This is a genomic window from Streptomyces caniscabiei (assembly GCF_014930365.1).
Lineage (GTDB): Bacteria > Actinomycetota > Actinomycetes > Streptomycetales > Streptomycetaceae > Streptomyces > Streptomyces caniscabiei.
The window spans coordinates 103,826-124,831 of record NZ_JABXWI010000008.1 but is presented as its reverse complement, the minus strand read 5'-3'; the positions used below and the strand labels follow the sequence as shown (position 1 = coordinate 124,831).

Here is a 21,006-nt window from a genome sequence, read left to right as displayed (position 1 = left end):
TCGCCCCGACGGGCACTCCCCAGGGTGTCCCCGGTACGGCCGGGGCGGGCAGCGCGTGACCTCGCCGGCACACGAAGGGATCTGTCTTCCCCCATGTACGCAGCATCGTCCTCCGTGTCCGCTCCTCCCCGGTCGCTGCACCCCCGCCAGCCGGGCAGCGGCGGCCCCTACCTCGACCCCACGCGTACGGCGGCCCCGATGCTCGGAGGCGGCCGGACGCGGCGCGTGCCGGGGCTCGGCACCCAACCGCTCAGCGGGAGACTCGACTTGTCCGGCCCCCAGGGCGCGCAGCTGCGCACGGCGATCGCGTCGGTGCACCGCATCTGTCCGGAGTTCACCCCGGTCCAGGTGCTGCGCCGCAGTGGCCGCTCGGTGCTGCTCGTCGGTACGACAGGGCGCAGCACGGCCGTCGCCAAGTGTTTACTGGATCATTCCTCCATCTGGGAGGAGCGGGCCCGGCACGAAATAGCCGCATACCGCTCGTTCGTCCGGCACCGCCCCCCCGTGCGGGCGCCGAGGCTGATCGCGGCGGACCCGGACAACTGCACCCTGGTCATCGAGCGGATGCCGGGGCGGGTGGCGGCCCTCCAGCGGCATCCGGTGGAGGCGCCACCGCGCGCCGACATCCGAACGGCGCTCGCCGCGATCTGCCGGCTGAACGCGTGGCGGCCGCCGGCGGGGACGTTCGACGCCCCGCTGGACTACGCGGAGCGGATCTCCCGTTTCCATGAGCTGGGTCTGCTCACCGACCGGGACATGGGCGATCTGCAGAAGCTGCTGCACGGCATCGCCCACGCGTCCGGCCGTCAGGGCATGGGCCAGTTCTGTCACGGCGACGCCCTCCTGTCGAACATCCTGCTCTCACCGGCCGGTCCAGTGCTGGTGGACTGGGAGCACGCGGGCTGGTATCTGCCGGGGTACGACCTGGCGACGCTGTGGGCGGTGCTCGGGGACGCACCGGTGGCACGGCGGCAGATCAGCCAGCTGGCGCAGTCGGCGGGCCTGGCCTCCCGGGACGCGTTCCTGGTGAACCTGATGCTCGTGCTGACCCGCGAGATCCGTACCTACGAGACGGCCGTGCAGCGTTCGATGCACGAGACGACCCCGGCGGCACCAGGTCAGGCCCACCCGGGTGCTGCGCCGTCCGGCGAGGAACAGCGGCTGCTGCTCAGGCGGCTGCACGACGACTGCCAGCTGGCCCGCAAGGCCGTACGGGCGGCGGTCGGCACTCGCTGAGGGGATACGAAGGTCCGCGGTGTGCCTGCGCAAGGGCGCACGCCGCGGACCTTCGTCATGACCCGGGGCCTGCCGTGCGTCCGGCAATCACCGGGGAAGCGGCCTCCTGGGGGCATGATTGACGGATCGTCGGCCGACCGATAGCACTGACGCACTCCCCCACGCTCGGCTTCGCCCGCGGGAGGAGCCCTTGGTCCGCCGCCCCGCCAACGCCCCACCGTTAGAGGAGGCCGCCTTGCGAGGATCCCCCACCGACCGCAGGCCCACCCCGCGTCCCAGACGTGTCCGCAGAGCGGCGCTCGCCGTGGCACCGGGCGTCCTGCTGCTGCCCCTGCTGGGTGCCGCCCCGCCGGGGAGCGGGCCGTCGGCCCCCACCGGTCTGCAGGGCGCGTTCACCGCCGCGGCCGAGAGGTACGGCGTACCGCGCAGTGTCCTGCTCGGTGTCTCCTACCTCCAGTCCCGTTGGGACGCGCACGGCGGCGCGCCCAGTGTGACCGGCGGGTACGGGCCCATGCACCTCACCGACGCCCGCACCGCCCTGGCCGGGGCCCCGCACCACAGCGAGGGCGCGGAGGACGCGCGCGGCGACGAGTCCCGGCCGCTCCCGGTGCCCGAGGCGCGGCTGCCGGAGCCGTCGGAACTCCCGGCCCGGCTGCGGACGTTGACGAAGGCGGCCGAGCTGACCGGGCTGCCCGCACGGACGCTGCGCACGGACGTCGGGGCGAACGTGGCGGGCGGCGCGGCGCTGCTCGCCGCCGCCCAGCGGCAGCTCGGCGCGGAACCGAGCGCCGATCCGGCCGCCTGGTACGGGGCGGTGGCGCGTTTCTCGGGCGCCGACGACCGGGCCACGGCGGCGGCGTACGCGAACGAGGTGTTCGCGGTCATCCGGGCCGGCGCCGAGCGCGTCACGGACGCCGGCCAGCGGGTGACCCTGGCCGCCGACCCGGACCTCGCCCCCGACACGGGCCAGCTGTCCCGGACGGGACTGCGCAAGTCCGCCACCGGTGCCCAGTGCCCGACCACCGTGTCCTGCGAGTGGATCCCGGCGCCGTACCAGGAGTTCGGCGACAACGACTACGGCAACCACGACCTGGCCGACCGGCCGAACGCGCAGCCCATCCGGTACATCGTCGTCCATGACACCGAGGGCTACTGGGACACCACCCTCGAACTGGTCCAGGACCCGACGTACGTGTCGTGGCACTACTCGCTGCGTTCCACGGACGGGCACATCGCGCAGCACATCAAGCACAAGGACGTGGGCTGGCACGCCGGCAACTGGTATGTCAACACGGGGTCGATCGGTCTGGAGCACGAGGGGTTCCTCGCCTCCCCGGACGCCTGGTACACGGAGGCCATGTACCGTACGTCGGCGCGGCTGGTGCGGTACCTGGCCGACAAGTACGACGTCCCGCTGGACCGGCAGCACATCCTGGGCCATGACACCGTGCCCGGTCCGACGACGGCGACGATCCCGGGGATGCACACCGACCCGGGTCCGTACTGGGACTGGCGGCACTACTTCGAGCTGCTGGGCAAGCCGCTCGGCGCGACGGCCGGCGGCGCCAGCACCATGGTCACCGTCCTCCCGGACTACGCCGACAACCGGCCCGTGTTCACCGGGTGCGGGTCCGGCGGCGCGACCTGCGCGGTGCACGGTTCCAGCGCCGTCCGTCTCTACAGCCGGCCCGATGTGACCTCGCCCCTGATCAAGGACATCGGGCTGCGGCCGGACGGCAGCGTCTCGACGACCAATGTGAACGACCTCGGTTCGCGGGTCTCCACCGGGCAGCAGTACGCGGTCGCGGAGCGGCAGGGCGACTGGACGGCGATCTGGTTCCTGGGGCAGAAGGCCTGGTTCCAGAACCCGCAGAGCAAGCCGACGGCGGTCGGCGCGGCCGGGCTGGTGGTGACGCCCCGGGACGGTCTGGCGGACATCCCGGTGTACGGGCGGGCCTATCCGGAGGCGGCGGCGTACCCGGCGGGCGTGCCGGCGCAGGCGGTGTCGCCGTGGCCGTACAAGCTCCTGAAGGGGCAGAAGTACGTCACCGGGGGCCTGGTGCCCGGCGAGTACTACTACGCCGTCACCTTCGACACGAGCGGGCACCGGTTCGTGGTCGGCAAGGACCTCTACTACGAGATCCAGTTCGGTCACCGGGTGGCGTTCGTGCGAGCGGCTGATGTGCGGGTGCTGCCGGCCGGGTGAGTGCGCGGAGACGGGGAAGGGCCGGGTGCGCGCACCCGGCCCTTCCCCGTGTTCGTCCTCGTCGTCGATCAGGCCTGCTGGAACAGCTCCGCCGGGAGGGGCTTGAGCAGTGCGTACAGGTCGTCGGTGATGGGGCGGTCCCAGGCGGCGATGGTCACCAGGACGTTGTCGCTGCGGTCGAACTGGACGCAGGAGATCCGGGACTCGGAGAGCTTGAGGCGGCGGACGATGAGCAGGTTGTCGCCCTGCATCACCGGGATGTCCTCGGAGCCGACGACGGTGATCTCCTCCTCGTTCTCCAGCGCGATCAGCAGCTGGGCCACCTCGAAGGGGATCTCGTCGTCGGCGACCTCGCGCGCCGGGGAGCCCTCCGGGAGGTTGCCGATGATCATCGCGGGGCCTCGGCCGCCGAAGAGGTCGTAGCGCAGGAAGACGCCCTGACAGCTCCCGTCGGGGGCGGGCAGCAGACCGGCACCGAGATTGCCCGGCCAATCGCCCGGATCCATGGCCAGTACGTCGAAATCGGGCCCGGCGGGCGTGGCGCTGCGGCGGCGGAGGAAGGACATGCCGCAATGGTACGGCGTGTCGTCCGACGGTGGAGCCGAGGGAGCGCCGCGATCGGCCGTCTCCGCCGTCAGGCCGCGGTCCTCCGGCGGCGGTCGTGGTGGCGGGCCACTCGGGCGCGGTTGCCGCAGGAGGGTTTGCACCATTCCTGGCGGGGGTGTTCCTTGAGGAAGTAGCGCACGCAGCGTGGTGCGTGGCAGGCGCGCAGCCGCTGTCGCTCGGGGCTCGCCAGGAAGGCCAGCGCGGCGCGGGCGAGGGCGGCGGTGAGCGGGTCCTCGCCGGTGGCGGGCCGGTGGTGCACGACGGGGTCGGCACCGGGGGCCCAGGTGAGGAGCGGGACGGTCGGGGTGAGGGCGGCGGCCTCGTTGAGGAGCGCCAGGGCCTCCGGGAGGGGCAGCAGTCGGGTGGCGTCGGCGGGGCTGGGTTCGCCGGGGCTGACGGCGCGGGCGAAGAGGGCGCGGACGGCGCCGCGGAGGTCGCGTACGGAGGTGAGCGTGGCCTCGTCGAGGGCCGTGCCGGCGGTGGCCGGCACCGAGTCCGCGTGGGCCCGGACCCAGGTGGCGAGTCCCATGACGTCGGTCAGGTCGTCGGCGACGCCTCCGCTGCCGTCGTGGCGGAGGGTCAGGGCGAGATCCAGGGCGAGCTGTGCGTCCCCGCTGATCGAGTGCTCCATGCCGCTAATGATAAGGGAGCCGCCATCCATTAGATCCCGTCGCGGGCGCCGTGCCGGAGGGGCCCGTGACCCGGCGGGCCCCGGACGGGGAGGCCGCGCCGGTGGTGGGCGGCCCCGCCGCCCACCGCTCGGCACGCAGGGCGGCTCAGGTCAGGTCGAACTCGCCCTCACGGGCCCCCGACACGAAGGCACCCCATTCGGCGGGGGTGAAGATCAGCGAGGGGCTCTCGGGGCTGCCGCTGTTGCGCATGGCGATGAAGCCCTCGACAAAGGCGATCTGGACATCTCCCCGCCCCTGGCTGCTCGAGCGCCAGTCCGCGTTGCTCAGGTCCAGTTGCGCCGGCTTGTGCCAGCCGTCGAGGGATCGCTGCTGCATGGTGGTCTCGGCCACGTCCGTGCTCCTCCCGGTTCGTCGTCCGCCCGCCAGACTAGCGATCGACCCCCACCGCGCACAGGCCGAGTGAGGGGGCGGTTCAGGTGGCGGGCGGCTCTGCGCCCACGAGCCACATCGAGAAGAACTGCGAACCGCCGCCGTAGGCGTGGCCCAGCACCCGCCGAGCGCCCTCGACCTGGTGTTCCCCGGCGAGGCCCCGCACCTGGAGCGCGGCCTCGGCGAACCGGATCATGCCGGAGGCGCCGATGGGGTTGGTGGAGAGGACCCCGCCGGACATGTCGACCGGAAGGTCACCGTCCAGTTCGGTGACACCGGACTCGGTGAGTTTCCAGCCCTCCCCCTCGGCGGCGAAGCCGAGGTTCTCCAGCCACATCGGCTCGTACCAGGAGAACGGCACGTACATCTCCACGGCGTCGATCTCCCGGCGCGGATCCGCGATGCCCGCCTGCCGGTACACGTCGGCGGCGCAGTCGCGTCCCGCGCGCGGCGACACGCTGTCCTTGCCCGCGAAGAGGGTCGGTTCGCTGCGCATGGCGCCGCCGTGCATCCACGCGGCCGGCCGGGGCGCGCGTGCGGCGCCCGCCCGGTCGGTGAGGACCATGGCCACCGCCCCGTCGGAGGACGGGCAGGTCTCCGAGTAGCGGATCGGGTCCCACAGCATGGGCGAGGCCTGGACCTTCTCCAGGGTGATGTCGTGCTCGTGGAGATGGGCGTACGGGTTCTTCAGCGCGTTGCGGCGGTTCTTGTACGCGACCAGGGAACCGACGGTGTCGGGAGCACCGCTGCGCCGCATGTACGCGCGCACGTGCGGGGCGAAGAAGCCGCCCGCGCCCGCCAGCAGCGGCTGCTGGAACGGGATCGGCAGGGACAGCCCCCACATGGCGTTGGATTCGGACTGTTTCTCGAAGGCGAGGGTGAGCACCGTGCCGTGGACACGGGCGGCGACGAGGCTCGCGGCGACCAGGGCCGTGGAGCCGCCGACGGAGCCGGCGGTGTGCACCCGCATCATGGGCTTGCCCACCGCGCCGAGCGCGTCCGCGAGGTACAGCTCCGGCATCATGACGCCCTCGAAGAAGTCGGGCGCCTTGCCGATGACCACGGCCTCGATGTCGGCCCAGTCCAACTCAGCGTCGTCGAGGGCCCGTCGGGCGGCCTCCCGGACGAGCCCGGCGATCGACACGTCCCGGCGCGCCGCCACGTGCTTGGTCTGGCCGACGCCTACGACGGCCACGGGCTCCTTGCTCATCGGGGATCCCCTTCGAGTACGGCGACCAGGTTCTGTTGCAGACAGGGGCCGGAGGTGGCGTGCGCCAACGCCCGGTCGGACTCGCCCCGGTGGATGCGGGCCGCGGCCTCACCGATGCGGATCAGCCCGGCGGCCATGATCGGGTTGGCGGCCTGCGCCCCGCCCGAGGGATTGACACGCACGGTCTCGTCGAGCCCCAGCACCTTCCGCAGGATCACCTCCTGGGAGCTGAAGGGGGCGTGCAACTCGGCGCTGTCGACGGGTCGTTCGAAGACACCGGCGCGCTCCGCGGCGATCCGGGTGGACGGCGAGTCGGTCAGATCGCGCACCCCGATGCCGTGCGCCTCCACACGGTGGTCGATGCCCCGGATCCAGGCGGGCCGCTCGCACAGTTCCTGGGCACGCTCCCCCGCCGCGAGGACCACGGCGGCGGCGCCGTCCCCGATGGGCGGGCAGTCCCCGGTGCGCAGCGGACGGACGAGGTAGTCGCCCTGCGGCACCGAACCCCGCAGCTGCGCATGGGGGTTGCCGGCGGCGTCCGCGCGGCTGCGGGCCCCGATCGCCGCCAGCGCCGGCTCGTCCGTGGCACCCGTGTCGATGAGGGCCTGGGCCTGGAGGGCGGCGAGGGCGACGGAGTCGGGCCAGAGCGGGGCCAGGTAGTACGGGTCCAACTGCCGGGTGAGGACGTCGCGTACGGAGCCCGGCGAGGACTTGCCGTAGGAGTAGACGAGCGCGGTGTCGACGTCACCCGTGCTGAGTTTCACCCAGGCCTCGTACAGCGCCCACGCCCCGTCCATCTCGACGTGCGACTCGGAGATCGGCGGCCAGGCGCCCACGCCGTCGAGGGCGAGGGTGAAGGAGAAGGCGCGGCCGGCGAGGTAGTCGCTGGAGCCGGAGCAGGTGAAGCCGATGTCGGCGGTCCTGAGCCCGGTGCGTGCCATGACCTCGTGCAGCACCGGCATGAGCATCTCCACCTCGGAGAGCTCCTCGCTGGTGCGCCGGTGGTCGGTCTGGGCGAAGGCGACGACGGCGATGTCTCGGGCGCCCGGGGCTTCTTCGCGCGTCACAGCAGCTCCTTGAACATGTCGTAGTCCGCGTCGGTCTCGCCGGTGGGCCGGTAGTGGTCGGGGTAGCGGGCGCCCTCGGTCCACACCGGCTCCACGCGCAGCCCCATGCGCACCTGGTCGTAGGGGATGCCGGCGATCCGGCCGTGCAGGGCGAGTCCGGCGCCGTCGAGGGCGATGTGGGCGTAGACGTAGGGGACTTCGATGTCGAGGTTCTTCGCCTTGATGTTGACGATGCAGAAGGTGGTGACCGTGCCGGCCGGGCCGACCTCGACCCGTTCCTCGGTGGCCACCCCGCAGGTCGGGCAGGCGCCCCGGGGCGGGACGTAGACCTTGCGGCAGGACGGGCAGCGTTCGCCGACGATGCGCCGGTCGCCGAGGGCCTCGATGTAGCCGGTCTGGGCGCGGCCGGGCGAGTAGGTGTAGTCGAGGCGGGCGGCGGCGACGATGCCGGTGACCGCGTCGTCGAAGACACCGCTGTGGCCCGCCGGTTCCTCCGGTTCGCCGTCGTACGGTTCGAAGCAGGCGATGTCCGTGATGGCGCCGGACCGCTCCTCCGCCCACCGCACACGGACCCGCATGCCGGTGCGCACGGCGTCGGGGCCGGGCGCGTCGAGGGCGTGCAGCAGGGCCGTGTCGGCGCCGTCGAGCCGCACCAGCACCCAGGCGAAGGGGGTGACGAGCGGCTGCCCCCGGCGTGGCTCGTGGTTCCAGGCCCAGGTGGTCACGGTCCCGGTGGACGCCACCTCGACGAGATCGCGGATCTCCTCGGCGGTGACGGGGTCGTACTCGACGGGCGGGACAAGAACCCTGCCGTCTCCGGTGCGTACCCCGAGGACGACCCGTTCTCGCAATCCTGTGAGGAAGGCGCTCTGTACGGGGCCGACGGAGCGGGTGAAGGGAAACTCGACGGTGAGGGGCGCTTTGAGGATTGCGGACATAGAAGCTTGCATCCTTCGAAAGAGGGGCACGGGAGCGCCCCTTCAGGGGCGCGGGGCGTTGTCGATATGCGGCTCCGCCGCGTGGGCGCGAGAAGCCCCACCCAGCCGCAGCCGAATCACAACCTCCCCGAGCAGTACACCTACGCGCGCTTGTACACAGGGGCCCGCTTCTCGGCGAAGGCACGGGCACCCTCCTTCGCGTCGGCCGTGTCGAAGACCGGCCACCCCCGCTTCAACTCGGCGGCCAGCCCCTCCGTTTCGGTCATCTCGGCCGTCTCGTACACGGACGCCTTCACCGCCTCCACCGCCAGCGGCCCGCACGCGTTGATCTGTTCGGCGATCTCCAGGGCCTTGGTCAGGGCGGTGCCGTCGGGCACGACATGCCCGACGAGGCCGATCCCGGCGGCCTCACGCGCGCTGTAGGGCCGCCCGGTGAGCAGCATCTCCAGGGCGTGTGTGCGGGGGATCTGCCGCTGGAGGCGGACGGTGGAGCCGCCGATCGGGAAGAGTCCGCGCCTGACCTCGAAGAGGCCGAAGGTGGCCGATTCGCCGGCGACGCGGATGTCCGTGCCCTGGAGGATCTCGGTGCCGCCCGCGACGCAGTGCCCCTCGACCGCGGCGACGACCGGTTTGCGGGGCCGGTGGTGGCGGAGCATCGCCTTCCAGTGCAGATCGGGGTCGGCCTTGAGTCGGTCGCGGTACTCCTGTCCCTCCATCCCCTTGCCCGCGAGGGCCTTCAGGTCCATCCCGGCGCAGAAGGCGCCGCCGGCCCCGGTGAGGACGATCGAGCGGACCTCCTCGTCCTCGTCGGCCTGGATCCAGCCGTCGTACAGCCCGACCAGCATCGGCAGCGAGAGCGCGTTCTTGGCCTCGGGCCTGTTGAGCGTGAGCACCAGTGTGGCGCCTTCGCGTCGCACGGTGAGGTGTTCGGTGCCGCTCATCCGGTGTCCTTTCGTCCACAGGAAACGAGAACAGGTTGCAGTAGGCGCGTCGGCACTTCAAGGGTTTTCTGACAGACAGTCAGATTTCTGTGCGGGGACTCTTCACAGTTGTGCCGCCCTTTGCTCTGATGACCGGCAACCGAGGGGCAGCGGGGTCAGGAGGAGTGCGGTGGAGTACAACCTTGCCGACCTGTTCGAGTCGGTCGTCGACGTGGTCCCCGACCGGGCGGCGCTCGCGTGCCTCGACATCCCCGGTACGGGCGCGGCCCGACGGCTCACCTACGCGGAGCTGGACGCGGCTGCGAACCGGATCGGCCACCATCTGCTCGACCGGGGGATCGAGCCCGGCGAGCACGTCGGTCTGCACCTCTACAACGGTGTCGAGTACCTCCAGACCGCGCTCGGCTGCCTCAAGGCCCGCATCGTGCCGGTCAACGTCAACTACCGCTACGTGGAAGACGAGTTGGTCTATCTCTACCGGGACGCCGATCTGGCCGGCCTGGTCTTCGACGCGGAGTTCACGGGGCGGGTGGCGGCCGCGCTGCCGCGGACGGAGAAGCTGCGGCAGCTGGTGCGGGTGGGGACCCCCGCACCGGACGCGCCCACCCTCGACGCCGTCGCCTTCACCGAGGCGGAGGCCGCCGCGTCCGACGGCCGGGGCTTCCCGGCACGCTCGGGCGACGACCAGTTCATCATCTACACCGGCGGCACGACGGGCATGCCGAAGGGGGTGATGTGGCGTCAGGAGGATCTGTTCTTCTCGGGGCTGGGTGGCGGCGCGCCGACCGGGGAGCCGGTGAAGTCGCCGGAGGAGCTGGCCGAGCGGGTCGCCGCCGGGGGCGAGGGGATCACGTTCTTCCCCACCGCCCCGCTGATGCACGGCACGTCCACGCTCACCGCGTTCATCGGGTTCAACTTCGGGCAACGGGTGGTGATCCACCGCAAGTTCGTGCCCGAGGAGGTCCTGCGGACGATCGAGCGGGAGAAGGTGACCAGTGTGTCGCTGGTCGGCGACGCGATGCTGCGCCCGCTGATCGACGCGCTGGGCGGCCCGATGAAGGGCACGGACTGTTCGTCGTTGTTCAGCGTGTCGTCGTCCGGGGCGATCATGTCGGAGACGGTCCGGCGGCAGTTCCAGGCGCTGGTGCCGAACGCGATGCTGCTGAACAACTTCGGGTCGTCGGAGTCCGGTTTCAACGGCACGGCCACACAGGACGCGGGCGCCGGCGACGGTTTCCGCATCCGCGTCCACTCCCGCACGCGGGTCGTGGACCCGGCGACGTACGAGCCGGTCCCGGTCGGTGTGCCGGGGCGGGTGGCACAGCGCGGCCATGTCCCCCTCGGCTACTACAACGACCCGCGGAAGACCGCCGAGACCTTCTTCGAGCGGGACGGCGAGCGCTGGGTGTTGCTCGGCGACATGGCCACCGTCGACGAGGAGGGTGTCGTCACGGTCCTCGGCCGGGGTTCGCAGTGCATCAACACCGGTGGCGAGAAGGTGTATCCGGAGGAGGTCGAGCAGGCGCTCAAGGCCCACCCGGACGTCTACGACGCGCTGGTCGCCGGAGTGCCGGACGTCCGGTGGGGCAACCATGTGGCCGCCGTGGTGCAGCTGCGCGAGGGGGCGGTCCAGCCGTCGCTGGAGGACATCCAGACCCACTGCCGTACCCGCCTGGCCGGCTACAAGATCCCCCGCCAGCTGGTCCTGACCGACTCCATCCGGCGTTCCCCGAGCGGCAAGGCGGACTACCGCTGGGCGCGCTCGGTGGCGGTGGCTGCGGACGCGTGAGCGGTGCGCGGGCGGCGGACGCGTGAGCGGCGCGCGGGCGGCGCCCTGCGCGTCCTGCCCGCGCCGGCCGCGTCGAGGCGGCCTCGGGGTCAGGGGCGTGCGAAGCGGTCGCGCAGCTCGCGCTTGAGGATCTTCCCGCTGGCGTTGCGCGGCAGTTCGTCCACGAAGAAGACCCTCTTCGGCGCCTTGAAGTGGGGGAGCTTCTCGCGGGCGTGGGCGATCAGTTCGTCCTCGCTCGTCTCGCCCCGGGGGACGACGACCGCCGCGACGGCCTCGATCCAGTGGTCGTCGGGCAGGCCGATGACGGCGACCTCGCCCACCCGGTCGTGGGTGTAGAGCGCGTCCTCGACCTGGCGGGAGGCGATCAGGACGCCACCGGAGTTGATGACGTCCTTCACGCGGTCGACGACGGTGAAGAACCCGTGGGCGTCCCGCACGGCGAGGTCCCCGGAGCGGAACCAGCCGTCACGGAAGGCCTCGGCGGTCTCCTCCGGCTTCTCCCAGTAGCCCTCGCAGAGTTGGGGCGACTGGTAGACGATCTCGCCGGGAGAGCCGTCGGGCACCTCCTCGCCCTCCTCGTCGACGACCTTGGCCTCGACGAACATGACGGGACGCCCGCAGGAGTCCATCCGGCCCTTGTGCTCGTAGGGGCCGAGGACCATGGACAGCGGGCCGATCTCGCTCTGGCCGAAGCAGTTGTGGAAGGCGAGCTTCGGCAGGCGCTCCCGGAGGCGTTCGAGGACGGGCACCGGCATGATCGACGCCCCGTAGTAGGCCTTGCGCAGCCCGCCGAGGTCGCGGGTGTCGAAGTCGGGGCGGTTGGCGAGGGCGATCCACACGGTGGGCGGCGCGAAGAGGCTGTCGGCGCGGCCCTCCTCCACCAGGTCCAGGATCCGGTCGCCGTCGGGGCCGTCGAGGATCGTGTTGGTGGCGCCGACCGCGAGGTAGGGCACCAGGAAGACGTGCATCTGCGCGGAGTGGTAGAGCGGCAGGGAGTGCACGGGCAGGTCGCCCGCCTGGAGGTCGAGGGCGGCGATGGCGCTGAGGTACTCGTGCACCAGCGCGCGGTGCGTCATCATCGCGCCCTTGGGCAGCGCGGTGGTGCCCGAGGTGTAGAGGAGCTGGACGAGGTCCTCGGCGCGGGGCTCCTCGCCGTCGTACGGCTCGGTGGCGGCGAGCCGGGCGAGGAGCGAGTCGTCGGTGTCGCGCAGCGCCAGGGTGCGGGTGCCGTCGGGGAGGTGACCGGCCAGGTCCGGGTCGGTGAGGACGAGAGTGCTGCCGGACTGGTCGAGGAGGTAGGAGAGATCGTCGCCGGTGAGGTTCTGGTTGACGGGGACGTGGACCAGGCCGGCTCGGGCGGCGCCCAGGAAGGCGATGAGGTAGGCGTCCGAGTTGTGGCCGAACGCGGCGACCCGGTCGCCCGGTTCGAGGCCGGTGTCGCGCAGTGCGCGGGCGGCGCGGGAGACGGCGTCGTCCAGTTCGGCGTAGGTCCAGGACCGTTCGCCGTAGTGGATCGCGACGCGGGCGGGGGTGCGCCGGGCGCTGCGCCGCAGCGTCCCGTCGACCGTCACGCTGCGACCAGCCGTCATGTCCCGCTCTCCTTCGTCCAGGGTCTGTCGCGATCCTCGTTCCGTCGCGCGAGCCAGGTCAAGCGGACCGGCCGTACGGCCGGTGTCCGGCGCACATGGCGGGAAGTCGCTCAACCCGGGCCTTCGGACGGTGAGTCACCTTGAGGGAAGATCCATCACTCGTATGGACTACGCAGACACGTGTCGACATGCTCAACCCTCTCTTCCTCCGACGACGTTGGGAGTCGCCCATGCGCACCCGTCTGAGACAGCTGGTGGTCTCGGCCGTCGCTCTGTTCACCGCTTCGGCCGTACTGCCCTCGGCCACCGCCGCCACCGACGGCGAGCGGGCCGGTGGGCAACGCACGTCCCACGGCGGCCTGTCCGCCGTGATCCGCTACACCGAGTACGGCGTACCGCACATCGTGGCGAAGGACTACGCGAACCTGGGCTTCGGCACCGGTTGGGCGCAGGCCGCCGACCAGGTGTGCGTGCTCGCCGACGGCTTCGTGACCGTGCGGGGGGAGCGCTCCCGCCACTTCGGGCCCGACGCCGCCCCCGACTTCTCGCTCTCCTCCGCCTCCAGGAACCTCACGAGCGACCTCTACTTCCAGGGTGTCCGGGACGCCGGCACCGTGCGGCGGCTGCTGGAGCAGCCCGAGCCGCTGGGGCCGAGCCGCGCGGTCAAGGATCTGATGCGGGGCTGGGCGGCCGGTTACAACGCGTGGCTGAGGAAGAACCGGATCAGCGACCCGGCGTGCAAGGGCGCCGCCTGGGTGCGACCGGTCTCCACGCTCGACGTGTTCTCGCGGGCGTACGCCCTGGCCGTGCTCGGCGGCGAGGGCCGGCTGGTGGACACCATCGCCACCGCGCAGCCGCCCGCCGCCGGAGCCCCGGACCAGGCCGCCGCCCCGGACCCGAAGAGTGCCGCCCGCGCCGCGAGCGAGCTCTTCGACGCCGCGAACGCCGACATGGGCTCGAACGCCGTCGCCTTCGGCGGCGGTACCACGGCAGGCGGCCGGGGGCTGCTGCTGGGCAACCCGCACTACCCGTGGGCCGGCGGGCGCCGCTTCTGGCAGGCGCAGCAGACGATCCCTGGTGAACTGAACGTCTCCGGCGGGGCGCTGCTCGGCTCGCCTATCACCCAGATCGGGTTCAACGAGAAGGTGGCGTGGAGCCACACCGTGGCCACCGGCGTCCCCATGAACGTCCATCAGCTGACGCTGGACCCGGCCGACCCGACCGCGTATCTGGTGGACGGTCGGCCGGAGCGGATGACGAAGCGGACCGTGACCGTCGGGGTGAAGGACGGCTCCCCGGTGACCCGCACCCAGTGGTGGACGCGGTACGGCCCGGTCGTCACCTCGCTCGGCGCCGAGCTTCCGCTGCCCTGGACGGCCGGCACCGCGTACGCCGTGCACGACCCCAACGCGGCGAACATGCGCTTCACCGACACCTCGCTGGGCTTCGCCAAGGCCCGCGGCACCTCGGGCATCCTCAAGTCACTCGCCCGGCACCAAGGGCTGCCGTGGGTGAACACCGTCGCCGCCGACTCCGCGGGGCACACCCTGTTCACCCAGTCCCAGACCCTCCCCCGGATCACCGACGACCTCGCGGCCCGCTGCTCGACGCCGCTGGGCCGGGCCACCTATCCGTCGGCGGGCGTCGCGATCCTCGACGGCTCGCGCTCGGACTGCGCGCTCGGCAGCGACGCCGACGCCGTGCAGCCGGGGATCTTCGGGCCCGCGAGGATGCCGACGCTCAAGGACGCGCCGTACGCGGAGAACTCCAACGACAGCGCGTGGCTGGCCAACGCGGACCGGCCGTTGACGGGGTACGAGCGGATCTTCGGCAATGTCGGCACCCAGCGGTCGCTGCGCACGCGCGGCGCGATCGAGGACGTGTCGGCCATGGCCGACCGGGGCGGCCTGACCGTACGGGACCTCCAGCGGCAGCAGTTCGCCAACCGGGTGCCCGCGGCCGATCTCGCGGCCGACGACGTGGCGCGGGCGTGCGCCGCGCTGCCGGGCGGAACGGCGACGGCCAGTGACGGCGAGGTGGTGGACGTGTCCGAGGCGTGCCGGGTCCTTCGGACCTGGAACCGGACCGTCGACAGCGACAGTCGGGGCGCGCTGCTCTTCGACCGGTTCTGGCGGCGGCTGAACGCCATGGTGCCGCGCCCGCAGATGTGGAAGGTGCCGTTCTCGGCGGCGGACCCGGTCAACACCCCGAACACGCTCAACACCGACGCGCCTGGCTTCGCGACGGCCCTGGCGGAGACGGTGACGGAACTGCGGGCGGCGGGCGTCGCGTTGGACGCGAAGCTCGGTGACCACCAGTTCGTCGTACGGAACGGCCTGCGCATCCCGGTGTCCGGCGGGACGGAGTCGCTGGGCGTGTGGAACAAGATCGAGTCGGCGTGGCGCGGGGCCGAGGGCGGCTACGCGGAGGTCTCGTCGGGTTCCAGCCACATCCAGGCGGTCGGCTGGGACGGCGGCCGCTGCCCGGTGGCCCGCACGCTGCTGACGTACTCGCAGTCCTCGAACCCCAATTCGCCCCACTACCTGGACCAGACGCGGCTGTTCTCGGCGGAGAGGTGGGTGACCTCCCGGTTCTGCGAGAAGGACATCCTGTCCTCGCCGAAGCTGAAGGTGGTGCGTGTGAGCCAATGAGCGAGGGGGTGTGGTGCCGTCCCGCTTCGGGGCGGCACCATTCTTCTGGCAGCACTCATGCCATGGGCATATAACCGTTCCTCATGAGGAGGCCCCTCGGTGGCGCAGGACTCGTTACGTCGGGAGACGGATTCGACGGCCATGATCGACACGTCGGTCCCGCACTCGGCCCGGATCTGGAACTACTGGCTGGGCGGCAAGGACAACTACCCGGTCGACCACGCGGCGGGCGACGCCTTCCGCGCGGTGTTCCCCGGCATCACCGACCTGGCCCGCGACTCCCGGGCGTTCCTCGGCCGGGCGGTCACCTTCCTCGCCGGCGAGGCGGGGATACGGCAGTTCCTCGACATCGGCACCGGGCTGCCGACGGCGGACAACACGCACGAGATCGCCCAGCGGACGGCCCCGGACGCGCGGATCGTCTACGTCGACAACGACCCGCTGGTCCTGACCCACGCGCGTGCGCTCCTCACCAGCACGCCCGAAGGGGCGACCGACTACGTCGACTCCGATCTGCACGACCCCGCGACCGTATTGCGGGAGGCCGCGAGGACGCTCGATCTCTCCCGGCCGGTCGGACTGACGATGATGCAGGTCAGCGGCCACATCGCCGACTACGCCGAGGCGCGTGCCATCGTCGGCGCCCTGATGGGCGCGCTGCCGTCGGGGAGTTGGTTCGCGTTCAACGACAGCGTGGACACGCACGAGGCGAACGCCGAGGCCACCCGCCGTTACAACGAGAGCGGTGCGGTCCCCTATCACCTGCGCAGTCCCGCCGAACTCGCCGGATTCTTCGACGGGTTGGAGCTGCAGGACCCCGGGGTGGTGCCGCTGAACGACTGGCGTCCCGGCCCCGCGACCCCGGTCCACGGCGAGGTCATCGCCCTGGGCGGAGTCGCGCGCAAGCCGTGACCCACCCTCGCGTCCGTGGGCCGGCGGCGAGAGGCGTCAGACGGCCTTCTCCCGGTCCTTCCAGTACGGCTCCCGCAGTCGGCGTTTGTAGAGCTTGCCGTTGGGGTCGCGGGGCATCGCCTCGGTGAAGTCGACGCTTCGCGGGCGCTTGTACCCGGCGAGCCGGCGGGCGCAGTGGGCGAGGATCTCCTCGGCCAGGACCGGTCCCGGGGTGAATCCGGGGGCCGGTTCGACCACGGCCTTGACCTCCTCGCCCCAGTCGTCGTGCGGGATGCCGAAGGCGGCGGCGTCGGCGACGGCGGGGTGGGTGAGCAGGGCGGCCTCGATCTCGGCGGGGTAGATGTTGACGCCGCCGGAGATGATCAGGTCGATCTTGCGGTCCCGGAGGAAGAGATAGCCGTCCTCGTCGAGGAGACCGAGGTCGCCGACGGTGAAGAAGTCCCCGATGCGGTTCTTCCGCGTCTTGCCCTCGTCCTTGTGGTAAGAGAAGCCGCCGGTGCTCATCTTCATGTAGACGGTGCCGAGTTCACCGGGCGGCAGCCGGTTGCCGTCGTCGTCGAAGACCGCGAGTTCGCTGATGGGCCAGGCCTTGCCGACCGTGCCCGGCTTCTTCAGCCAGTCCTCGGCGGTGGCGAAGGCACCGCCGCCCTCACTGGCCGCGTAGTACTCCTCGACGCACTCGCCCCACCACTCGATCATGGCCCGCTTCACATGGTCCGGGCAGGGCGCGGCGCCATGGATGGCGTGCCGCATCGACGACACGTCGTAGCGGGCGCGCACCTGCGCGGGCAGCGCGAGGAGCCGGTGGAACTGGGTCGGCACCATGTGCGTGTGCGTGCAGTGGTGGGCGTCGATCGCGCGGAGCATCCCCTCGGGCGTCCACTTGTCCATCAGCACCAGCCGGTGGCCGATGTGCAGGGACGCGCCGGCGAACTGGAGCACGGCCGTGTGGTAGAGCGGTGAGCAGACCAGGTGGACGTTGCCGTCGAACGGCCGGATGCCGAAGATGCCGAGGAAGCCGCCGAGATAGGACTCCTCGGGGAGCTTGCCGGGCAGGGGGCGCCGGATGCCCCGGGGGCGTCCGGTGGTGCCCGAGGTGTAGTTCATGACCCAGCCGAGCGTGCGCTCGGCGGGCGCCGACTCGGGCTGCCCGTCGAGGAGTTCGGCGTACGGCCGGAAGCCCTCGACCATGCCGACGGCGTACCGGCGGCTGTCGGGCAGCTTCGCCTCGTCGGCGGCGTTGCGGGCGGCCTCGGCGAACCGCTCGTGCGCGATGAGCACCTTGGCGCCCGAGTCGGAGACGATCCAGGCGATCTCGGGGCCCACCAGGTGATGGTTGACGGGCACGAGGTAGAAACCGGCCTGGGTGGCGGCCAGATAGGCGACGAGGAACTCGACACCGTTGGGCAGGACCACGGCGAAGGCGTCGCCGCGTTCGAGTCCGGCCGCGCGCAGTCCGTGGACCAGTCGGTTGGTCTCGGCGTGCAGCCGTCCGGCGGTCCATCCCTCCCCGTCCGGCGCGATGAGCACCGTACGGTCGGGGTCGGTGGTGGCCTGGGCCCAGAAGCCCTGGGGTGGTTGGCTTCGGGGGGCTTGGCCTTGGGGGGCTTGGCTCACTGTCCCTCGCTCCTTCCGGCGATCCGGTTGATGCGGTCCACGGCCTCCTCGAAGCCCCGGGTGAGGTCGTCGAAGACGGCCTGGACGCTGCGTTCGCTGTTCATCCGGCCGACGATCTGCCCGACCGGGGTACCGAGCAGCGGCTCCACCTCGTACTTCTGGATGCGGGAGACCGCTTCGGCGACGAGCAGGCCCTGGAGCGGCATGGGCAGGGTGCCCGGTCCGGCCGGGTCGTCCCAGGCCTCGGTCCATTCCGTACGGAGCTGGCGGGCGGGTTTGCCGGTGAGGGCACGGGAGCGGACGGTGTCGCCGGAACCGGCGGCGAGCAGCTTCTCGATCAGCCGGGGCGAGGGCAGTTCGGCCTCGGTCGTGGTGAGCCAGAGCGAGCCGAGCCAGACGCCCTGGGCGCCCAGGGCGAGGGCGGCGGCGACCTGCTGTCCGCTGCCGATGCCTCCGGCGGCGAGCACCGGCAGCGGGGCGACGGCGTCGACGACCTCGGGGGTCAGCACCATGGAGGCGATCTCGCCGGTGTGGCCGCCGGCCTCGTAGCCCTGGGCCACGACGACGTCGATGCCGGCGTCCGCGTGTTTACGGGCGTGGCGGGCGCTGCCGGCGAGCGCGGCGACGAGGACGCCCTGCGCGTGCGCGCGGTCGACGACGTCGGCGGGCGGGGAGCCGAGGGCGTTGGCGAGCAGCTTGATCGGGTAGTCGAAGGCGACGTCGAGCTGGGTGCGGGCGACCTCTTCCATCCAGCCGGTGATGCGCCAGCCGGAGGCCTCGCCGTCGGCGAGTTCGGGCACGCCGTACTGGGCGAGGGTGTCCTTCACGAACTGCCGGTGCGACTCGGGGATCATCGCCTCGACGTCGGCCTCCGTGACGCCCTCGACCTTCTTGGCCGGCATCACGACGTCCAGGCCGTAGGGCCTGCCGCCGACATGGGCCTCGATCCAGTCGAGGTCGCGTTTGAGGTCGTCGGGGGCCGTGTAGCGGACCGCGCCGAGCACCCCGAAGCCGCCGGCCCTGCTGATGGCCGCCGCGACTGCGGGGAACGGGGTGAAGCCGAAGACGGCGTACTGGACTCCGAGGGTGTTGCTCAGCTCCGTCTGCATGGTGCGCAGGATGCCGTAGTCCTCCGGACGAGGGAAGGGTTTTCTGATGCCTCGTCAGATCTGGCTGGGCGGAAGCCTTGGCTCCGCCTTGGGCGCGTCAGGGGGTGCCTTGGGAGGTTGTTCGGCGGGTGCGGGGTTGTGGGGGCTGGTCGCGCAGTTCCCCGCGCCCCTTGCGGGGCGGGGTGCGGCCCTGCTGATCGCGGGCAATCAGCAGGGCCTCTCCCCCGTGAACGGCCCCCCGTCGCCGCTCGTACCGTCGATCTCAGCGCACGGGGCATTGTTTGGCAGGGGTGTTCGAGCGGCCTGACAATGGCAGGCGCGCGCGGAGGCGGGCCGCTGACGGAGGGGGCCGTCCCTCCCATCACTCCCCCAGGACGGCCATCGCCGCGTTGTGGCCGGGCACTCCGCTCACCCCGCCGCCGCGCACCGCGCCCGCGCCGCACAGCAGGACGTTGGCGTGTCGGGTCTCCACGCCCCAGCGGCCGACGTCCTCCCGGGCGTAGGGCCAGGCGAGGTCGCGGTGGAAGATGTTGCCGCCGGGCAGGCCCAGGTCGCGTTCCAGGTCGATGGGGGTCCTGGCCTCGATGCAGGGGCGGCCGTCGGCGTCGGTGGCCAGGCAGTCGGCGAGCGGCTCGGCGAGGTGGGCGTCCAGCTGGGCGAGGGTCGACCGGAGGAGTTCCTCGCGCACGGCGTCGTTGTCGGCCTCGAACAGCCGCGCGGGGGTGTGCAGTCCGAAGAGGGTGAGCGTCTGGTAGCCCTGCTCCACCAGCTGCGGGCCGAGGATGGTCGGGTCGGTGAGGGAGTGGCAGTAGATCTCGGAGGGCGGGGCCTCGGGCAGGGTGCCGGAGGCGGCCTGGGCGTAGGAGGCCGCCAGTTGGTCGTACCCCTCGGCGATGTGGAAGGTCCCGGCGAAGGCCTCGTGCGGGTCGACCGACTCGTCCCGGAGCCTCGGGAGCCGCTTGAGCAGCATGTTCACCTTGAGCTGGGCGCCCTCGGCGGGCGTCGACGGTTCGTCGCCGGTGAGGGCGGCCAGCTCCTGCGGTGAGGCGTTGACCAGGACGTGCCGGGCGGCGACCGCGCCCTCCGTGTCGGCGGTCCGGTAGGTGATCTCGGCCGAGTGTCCGTCCGTGGCGATCCGCCGGACCTCGTGGCCCGTGGCGATCACGGCACCGGCGTCGCGCGCGGCGCCGGCCAGCGCGTCCGTGAGGGCGCCCATGCCGCCGACGGGCACGTCCCAGGCGCCCGTGCCGCCGCCGATCACGTGGTAGAGGAAGCAGCGGTTCTGGCGCAGCGAGGGGTCGTGGGCGTCCGCGAAGGTTCCGATGAGCGCGTCGGTGAGGACGACGCCGCGCACCAGGTCGTCGGCGAACGCCGTTTCGACGGCGGCGCCGATCGGCTCCTCGAAGAGCATCCGCCACGCCTCCTCGTCGTCGACGCGTCGGCGCAGGTCGTCGCGGGTGGGGAGGGGCTCGGTGAGCGTGGGGAACACCCGTTCGGCGACGTGCCCCGTCATCCCGTAGAACCGCTGCCAGGCCTCGTACTCGCGGCCCGAACCGGTCAGCCGCTCGAAGGCCTCGCGGGTGCGGCGCTCGCCGCCCCCGACGAGCAGACCGGTGGGGCGGCCGTCGCGTTCGACGGGGGTGTACGAGGAGATCGTGCGGCCGCGGACGCGGAAGTCGAGGTCCAGGTCCCGCACGATCTTCCGGGGCAGCAGGCTGACCAGGTAGGAGTACCGCGAGAGCCGGGCGTCGACCCCGGCGAAGGGGCGTGTGGAGACGGCGGCTCCGCCGGTGTGGTCCAGCCGCTCCAGCACGAGTACGGAACGGCCCGCGCGCGCGAGATACGCGGCGGCGACCAGTCCGTTGTGACCGCCTCCGACGATCACGGCGTCGTACGAGTCGTGCGGCCGGGTCCCACTCGGGCGACCGGACGGTGCTGAAGGCGCGGGGGTGGCAGGCATGGCTCTTGGTAACACGCCATGATCGAGGTCGGCCAGGGGGGCGTGCCAGGTGGATCAACAGCTGGGTGCCCTGGTCCGCGGCGCACGGGGTGGTGTCCTCGGTGGCCGCACGGG

The 21,006-nt window shown here is 72.0% G+C and carries 16 protein-coding genes; 5 read left to right on the top strand and 11 right to left on the bottom strand.

The annotated features are described in order from the left end of the window. Positions 1 to 93 precede the first annotated feature (93 nt). Both HW837_RS22810 and HW837_RS22805 read left to right on the top strand, forming a co-directional pair. Entirely contained in the window at positions 94 to 1,236 is a 1,143-nt protein-coding gene (locus HW837_RS22810) for an aminoglycoside phosphotransferase family protein (RefSeq protein ID WP_193380189.1), read from the top strand. Positions 1,237 to 1,471: 235 nt separating this feature from the next. Next, positions 1,472 to 3,442: an N-acetylmuramoyl-L-alanine amidase gene (locus HW837_RS22805; protein WP_193380188.1), complete on the top strand. Its 1,971-nt coding sequence runs from the start codon at positions 1,472 to 1,474 to the stop codon at positions 3,440 to 3,442. Between the two features lie 68 nt (positions 3,443 to 3,510). On the opposite strand, the gene HW837_RS22800 is transcribed toward HW837_RS22805, so the two are convergent. From HW837_RS22800 to HW837_RS22770, 7 genes are all read right to left on the bottom strand, one after another. Next, entirely contained in the window at positions 3,511 to 4,008 is a 498-nt protein-coding gene (locus HW837_RS22800; RefSeq protein ID WP_045555671.1) for a hypothetical protein, read from the bottom strand. A 68-nt stretch (positions 4,009 to 4,076) separates the two neighbouring features. Continuing rightward, the gene (locus HW837_RS22795; RefSeq protein WP_093789002.1) at positions 4,077 to 4,679 is read right to left on the bottom strand and encodes a CGNR zinc finger domain-containing protein; all 603 of its coding nucleotides are present in this window, start codon (positions 4,677 to 4,679) and stop codon (positions 4,077 to 4,079) included. Between the two features lie 145 nt (positions 4,680 to 4,824). After that, on the bottom strand, positions 4,825 to 5,070 hold the full coding sequence (locus HW837_RS22790; RefSeq protein ID WP_045555673.1) for a DUF397 domain-containing protein: 246 nt from the start codon (positions 5,068 to 5,070) through the stop codon (positions 4,825 to 4,827). Between the two features lie 82 nt (positions 5,071 to 5,152). Continuing rightward, a complete protein-coding gene (locus tag HW837_RS22785) occupies positions 5,153 to 6,319 on the bottom strand; it encodes a thiolase domain-containing protein (protein ID WP_045555674.1) in 1,167 nt (388 codons plus the stop codon). Next, positions 6,316 to 7,386, bottom strand: a complete 1,071-nt coding sequence (locus HW837_RS22780) for a thiolase domain-containing protein (RefSeq protein WP_193380187.1) — start codon at positions 7,384 to 7,386, stop codon at positions 6,316 to 6,318. Before HW837_RS22780 ends, HW837_RS22785 begins: the two co-directional genes overlap by 4 nt. After that, positions 7,383 to 8,324: a Zn-ribbon domain-containing OB-fold protein gene (locus HW837_RS22775; protein ID WP_045555676.1), complete on the bottom strand. Its 942-nt coding sequence runs from the start codon at positions 8,322 to 8,324 to the stop codon at positions 7,383 to 7,385. The genes HW837_RS22780 and HW837_RS22775 overlap by 4 nt, the downstream gene beginning before the upstream one ends. A 140-nt stretch (positions 8,325 to 8,464) precedes the next feature. Further along, positions 8,465 to 9,265 carry a crotonase/enoyl-CoA hydratase family protein gene (locus HW837_RS22770; protein ID WP_045555677.1) on the bottom strand — a complete coding sequence of 267 codons (801 nt, stop codon included), beginning with the start codon at positions 9,263 to 9,265 and terminating at the stop codon, positions 8,465 to 8,467. A 169-nt stretch (positions 9,266 to 9,434) separates the two neighbouring features. On the opposite strand from HW837_RS22770, the gene HW837_RS22765 reads away from it, so the two are divergent. Further along, positions 9,435 to 11,054: an acyl-CoA synthetase gene (locus tag HW837_RS22765; RefSeq protein WP_045555678.1), complete on the top strand. Its 1,620-nt coding sequence runs from the start codon at positions 9,435 to 9,437 to the stop codon at positions 11,052 to 11,054. Between the two features lie 89 nt (positions 11,055 to 11,143). On the opposite strand, the gene HW837_RS22760 is transcribed toward HW837_RS22765, so the two are convergent. Then, positions 11,144 to 12,643: an acyl-CoA synthetase gene (locus HW837_RS22760; protein WP_045555679.1), complete on the bottom strand. Its 1,500-nt coding sequence runs from the start codon at positions 12,641 to 12,643 to the stop codon at positions 11,144 to 11,146. Positions 12,644 to 12,873: 230 nt separating this feature from the next. Between HW837_RS22760 and HW837_RS22755 the strand changes: the two genes are divergently transcribed. Together HW837_RS22755 and HW837_RS22750 are read left to right on the top strand one after the other, a co-directional pair. Beyond that, a complete protein-coding gene (locus HW837_RS22755) occupies positions 12,874 to 15,294 on the top strand; it encodes a penicillin acylase family protein (RefSeq protein WP_193380186.1) in 2,421 nt (806 codons plus the stop codon). Between the two features lie 99 nt (positions 15,295 to 15,393). Further along, a complete protein-coding gene (locus tag HW837_RS22750) occupies positions 15,394 to 16,206 on the top strand; it encodes an SAM-dependent methyltransferase (RefSeq protein WP_093788997.1) in 813 nt (270 codons plus the stop codon). A gap of 36 nt (positions 16,207 to 16,242) precedes the next feature. Here the strand turns inward: HW837_RS22750 and HW837_RS22745 are convergent, their stop codons facing one another. The 3 genes from HW837_RS22745 to HW837_RS22735 all read right to left on the bottom strand — a co-directional run bounded on the left by HW837_RS22745 (position 16,243) and on the right by HW837_RS22735 (position 20,892). After that, positions 16,243 to 17,823, bottom strand: a complete 1,581-nt coding sequence (locus HW837_RS22745) for an acyl-CoA synthetase (protein WP_193380185.1) — start codon at positions 17,821 to 17,823, stop codon at positions 16,243 to 16,245. Beyond that, positions 17,820 to 18,932, bottom strand: coding sequence for an NAD(P)H-dependent flavin oxidoreductase (locus tag HW837_RS22740; RefSeq protein ID WP_193380184.1), 1,113 nt, complete (start codon positions 18,930 to 18,932; stop codon positions 17,820 to 17,822). The genes HW837_RS22745 and HW837_RS22740 overlap by 4 nt, the downstream gene beginning before the upstream one ends. A 361-nt stretch (positions 18,933 to 19,293) precedes the next feature. Further along, positions 19,294 to 20,892 (bottom strand): phytoene desaturase family protein, encoded by a 1,599-nt coding sequence (locus tag HW837_RS22735; protein ID WP_045555684.1) that lies wholly within the window; start codon positions 20,890 to 20,892, stop codon positions 19,294 to 19,296. Between the last annotated feature and the right edge of the window lie 114 nt (positions 20,893 to 21,006).